At 66.8% G+C, this 4,018-nt stretch carries 5 protein-coding genes; all 5 read right to left on the bottom strand.

What is annotated here, in order from left to right:
• Positions 1-1,443 (bottom strand): DEAD/DEAH box helicase (locus tag Y706_RS27775; RefSeq protein ID WP_043434705.1); only part of this gene is annotated, 1,443 nt, incomplete at its 3' end.
• Between the two features lie 24 nt (positions 1,444-1,467).
• Positions 1,468-2,262: a twin-arginine translocase subunit TatC gene (gene tatC, locus Y706_RS0104195; protein WP_028275586.1), complete on the bottom strand. Its 795-nt coding sequence runs from the start codon at positions 2,260-2,262 to the stop codon at positions 1,468-1,470.
• 48 nt (positions 2,263-2,310) lie between these two features.
• Positions 2,311-2,580 carry a Sec-independent protein translocase subunit TatA gene (gene tatA, locus Y706_RS0104190; RefSeq protein WP_028275585.1) on the bottom strand — a complete coding sequence of 90 codons (270 nt, stop codon included), beginning with the start codon at positions 2,578-2,580 and terminating at the stop codon, positions 2,311-2,313.
• Between the two features lie 35 nt (positions 2,581-2,615).
• Complete coding sequence (locus Y706_RS0104185) at positions 2,616-3,011, bottom strand: hypothetical protein (RefSeq protein WP_028275584.1); 396 nt, start codon at positions 3,009-3,011, stop codon at positions 2,616-2,618.
• 5 nt (positions 3,012-3,016) lie between these two features.
• Positions 3,017-4,018: helix-turn-helix transcriptional regulator (locus tag Y706_RS23570; protein ID WP_156945060.1), on the bottom strand; the 1,002-nt coding region annotated here is incomplete at its 5' end.

The raw sequence follows: 4,018 nt of genomic DNA, 5'->3' as shown, positions 1-4,018 counted from the left end.
CAGCTGGGTGTACTCCCCCGCCGTGATGTTGACATGGGCCTCGCCGTTGAACTTGTCCAGCTTTTCGAGCACGACGCAGCGGGCCGGCATATTCACGCCCAGGGCGAGTGTTTCGGTGGCGAAGACGGCCTTGACCAGCCCGTCGACGAACAGCTTCTCCACAACCTCCTTGAAGGTCGGCAGCATGCCGGCGTGGTGCGCGGCGAGCCCGCGGAGCAGGCCGTCCCGCCAGCTCCAGAAGCCGAGCACATCGAGGTCATCCGAGGGGATGTCCTGGGCGGCCTCGTCGACGCGCCGGGCGATGATCTGCTGTTCGGCCTCGCTGGTCAGCCAGAGTCCGGCCGCGACGCACTGGGCCACGGCGGCATCGCAGCCGGCGCGCGAGAAGATGAATGTGATGGCCGGCAGGAGGTCCTGCCGGTCCAGGCTGGCGATGACCTGCGGCCGGCTGGCCTTCCGCACCGGGCTGCGCTGGGCGCCCTGCGGTTCGTCCCGCTGGCTGCGTTGCTGGCGGCGCTGGTTCCGGCCGCCGTGGCCGAAGCGGCCGCGGAAATTCATCTGGCTCTCGGCCCGGGCCATGGACAGCAGTTCCGGGTTGACCTCGAAGCCGGCCCGCCCTGGCACTTCCGAGGTGACGGCGGCCGCCGGGCCGCCGACAACAGCATCGGCTACGGCGGATGCCTCCCCGGCAGTTGCCTCACTGGCAGTTGCCCCAACAGGCAGGGCGATCTCGTCAAAGCTCGTGTCGCCGGCAAACAGGTCCACGATCTTCCGCCCCACCATGACGTGCTGCCACAGCGGCACCGGGCGGTGCTCGGAGACGATCACATCGGTCTGCCCGCGGACGGTGTCGAGCCACGCACCGAACTCCTCGGCGTTGGAGACCGTGGCACTCAGGGACGCCACCTGGACCTCGCTGGGCAGATGGATGATGACTTCCTCCCACACAGCGCCGCGGAAGCGGTCGGCGAGGTAGTGGACTTCGTCCATGACCACGAAGCCGAGATCATCCAGGGTGTCCGAATCCGCGTAGAGCATGTTGCGGAGCACTTCGGTGGTCATGACCACCACCGGGGCGTCGCCGTTGATGCTGGTATCTCCGGTGAGCAGGCCCACCTGGGCGGCGCCGTACTTGGCGGCCAGTTCGGAGTACTTCTGGTTGCTCAGGGCTTTGATGGGGGTGGTGTAGAACGCCTTGAGCCCACGCTGGAGGGCCAGATAGATGGCGAACTCCCCCACAATCGTCTTCCCGGCGCCGGTGGGGGCGGCCACCAGCACGCCCCGGCCGGCCTGCAGGGACAGGCATGCTTCGCGCTGGAAGTCATCGAGTTCAAATTCGAGCGAGCGGATGAACCCGCCCAGATAGGTCTTGGCTTCAGCAGCCCGCTCGACGCTGGCGCGGTAACGTTCGGACGGTGATTCCGGCCCGGGGTGTGAGGACATGTTTCCAGCCTAGTGCGCGAAAGGCTAGAGATTCTCCAGCTCGGAGCTGGGGGTGGCGTGGTCGGCGGTGGCTTCGGTCTCGGCGTCGCGTTTGACGGCGCGCCGCTCGCGCCGGCGATCGTTGAGCAGGCACAGCCCGATCGCGGCGAAGAACAGCGCCAGCATGGGTCCGGCCAGGTAGAACATGCTCATGGCGTCGGCGCCGGGAGCGGCCATCGCGGCGAACAGGCAGACCAGGAAGACTGTAATCCGCCAGCTCTTGAGCAGCTGCTGGCCCTTGATGAGTCCGGCCAGGTTCAGCCCGAACAGGACCACCGGGAGGAGGAAGGCGATGCCGAAGGCGAGCAGCAGCCGCAGCACGAAGGACAGGTACACCTGGGCGCTGATGAAGTTGGAGCCGCCCGACGGTGTGAAGTCGGTCAGGACGCGGACCGCGTTGGGCAGCACGAGCCAGGCCAGCAGGACGCCGCCGACGAAGAGCGGCACGGCCGCCGCCACGAAGGACAGGGCCAGGCGGCGTTCCTTCTTATGCAGCCCCGGCACGATGAAGGCCCAGAGCTGGTAGAGCCAGACGGGGCTGGCGATAATCAGGCCCAGGAACACGGAGACCTGGATCATGAGGTCGAACGAGCTCGCGACGCCGTCGAAATTCAGCGTGGCCTGGCGGCCTTCATGTTCGTTCAGGTCGCGGATCGGCTTGATCAGCGCCGCCAGCATTGGCTGGTAGACAAGGAAACCCACTACCGTCCCAAGGACGACGGCGATTGCCGCCTTAAAGAGCCGGTTGCGCAGCTCTTTGAGGTGGTCGAGGAGCGCCATCCTCCCCTCGGGGTTCGATCGACGGCTCATGGTTACTGCCATGCGGTCTTAGGCGCGGGTCGACGGCGGAACGTCGGTTCCGTCGCCCGTGCGGCTTTCCGGTGCGCCGGTCTGCGGGTGGTTGATGACCCGTCCTTCAACCGGCTCGGAGCCATCCTTGGCATCGGTGGTGCCGTCCTTCTTCATTTCCCGGACTTCCGACTTGAAAATGCGCATCGACTGGCCCAGGCTGCGGGCCATACCCGGCAGCTTCGGCGCAGCGAACAGCACCAGTGCCAGAACGATGATGATGATGAGATGCCAGCCTTCAAGCCTCATGGGGAGAGGTCCTTTCGTTTGAATACATCCTATGTCTAACGCGTTTCGATGTCGCGCAGCGCCTGGGGTTGCCCGCGGTCCTTCTTGCGTTGGATGCGGCGCAGCCGGCGGGCGTTTTGCCGGGCGAGCTTGGATGCGTGGTAATCATGTCGCATCCGCGCGGGCGAGGCAAAAATGGCGTCGCCGGGCACCGGCCGAAGGGATTCGTCCGCGCTGCCCGGGTCACCGGCGCCGGCCGCTGTCGAACCGGCCGCTGAAACGGTGCCGGTGCCCGCTGGTGAAGGCAGGGTGGAAAAGCGGTCCGCGGCTTCACCCAATTCGGTGAGCGTCGTTGTGGCTTGCCGGAACAGCCGGAAGCCGAGCACGCCGAAGAACAACAGCGACAACGCGACAAGCGCTATCCAAATAACGATCCAGGACCACCAAGGCATGCTGATCAGTCTATCGGGCGATCTGAGAAGGCTTCGTATTGCGTCAGGGCCGCGGCGAGCCACTCCCGCGACGCGGCCGCGAGGGCCTCTGGCTGCAGGATCCGCACCATCCCGCCGTGCTGGGCCACGAACATCGGCAGCCAGTCCGTGCTGCCAAACCGGATTTCGGCGAGCATGCCGCCGCCTGGCAGAGCCGCGGTCCGCTCGGCGTAATAGTCATCAGCGAGGCCGGTGCCGCGGGGCGCGAGTTCCACGACGACCACCGTGTCGTCGTCGTTCGGGGTGAACAGTTTCACCGGAAAGCTGTCCGCCGGCTTTGCCGTCGTGGCCGCCCGCCGGCCGTTGGGCTCAAGGGCTTCGATCCTGTCCAGCCGGAAGTTGCGGAGGCCCTGGGCGGAGTGGCAGTACGCCTCGAGGTACCACGTGTTGTCCAGCGAATAGAGCCGCAGGGGGTCCACGTCGCGTTCGGACACGGCGTCGCGCTGCGCCGAGAAGTACCTCAGGTGCAGCTGCGCGCCGGATTCGAGGGCGGCGCGGGCGGTGTCAAGGACGGCGGAATCGCCGGGGGCCACCTCGGGGCCGGAGAGCGCCGCCGCTTTGACGCCTTCCTCCCCCGCCGCGGCCATGAGTTTGAGCGTCACCGATTCCAGGGCGCCGCCTTCGGCGAGCTCGGGCAGGCTGTTGAGCGTCTCCAGGCCGGTCAGGAGCGCACAGGCCTCGTCCACGGTGAACCGTACGGGGCGGGTCAGGTCCAGGGCCTGGGTGATGAATATGTGGTCATCGTCCCACTGGATGTCGAGCAGATCGTCGGGGTAGCCCTCCGGCAGGCCCGAGCAGATCAGGATCCGCAGGTCGTCCTCGAGTGCCTTGCGGGTGATGCCAAACCTGGCGGCGACCTCGCTGATGTGCAGTCCCTGGTTGTGGACAAGGAACGGGACGAGTTGCAGCATCCGCTTGAGCTGGTCCTCCGAGGTTCGTTTCCGGGTACGGCCGGCGCGGCCCCCCGG

Origin of the sequence: Arthrobacter sp. I3 (genome assembly GCF_000520575.1) — a bacterium.
Classification (GTDB): Bacteria; Actinomycetota; Actinomycetes; order Actinomycetales; family Micrococcaceae; genus Arthrobacter; species Arthrobacter humicola_A.
The sequence above is the reverse complement of the archived record's forward strand: the minus strand, read 5'-3'. Positions and strand labels throughout refer to the sequence as shown.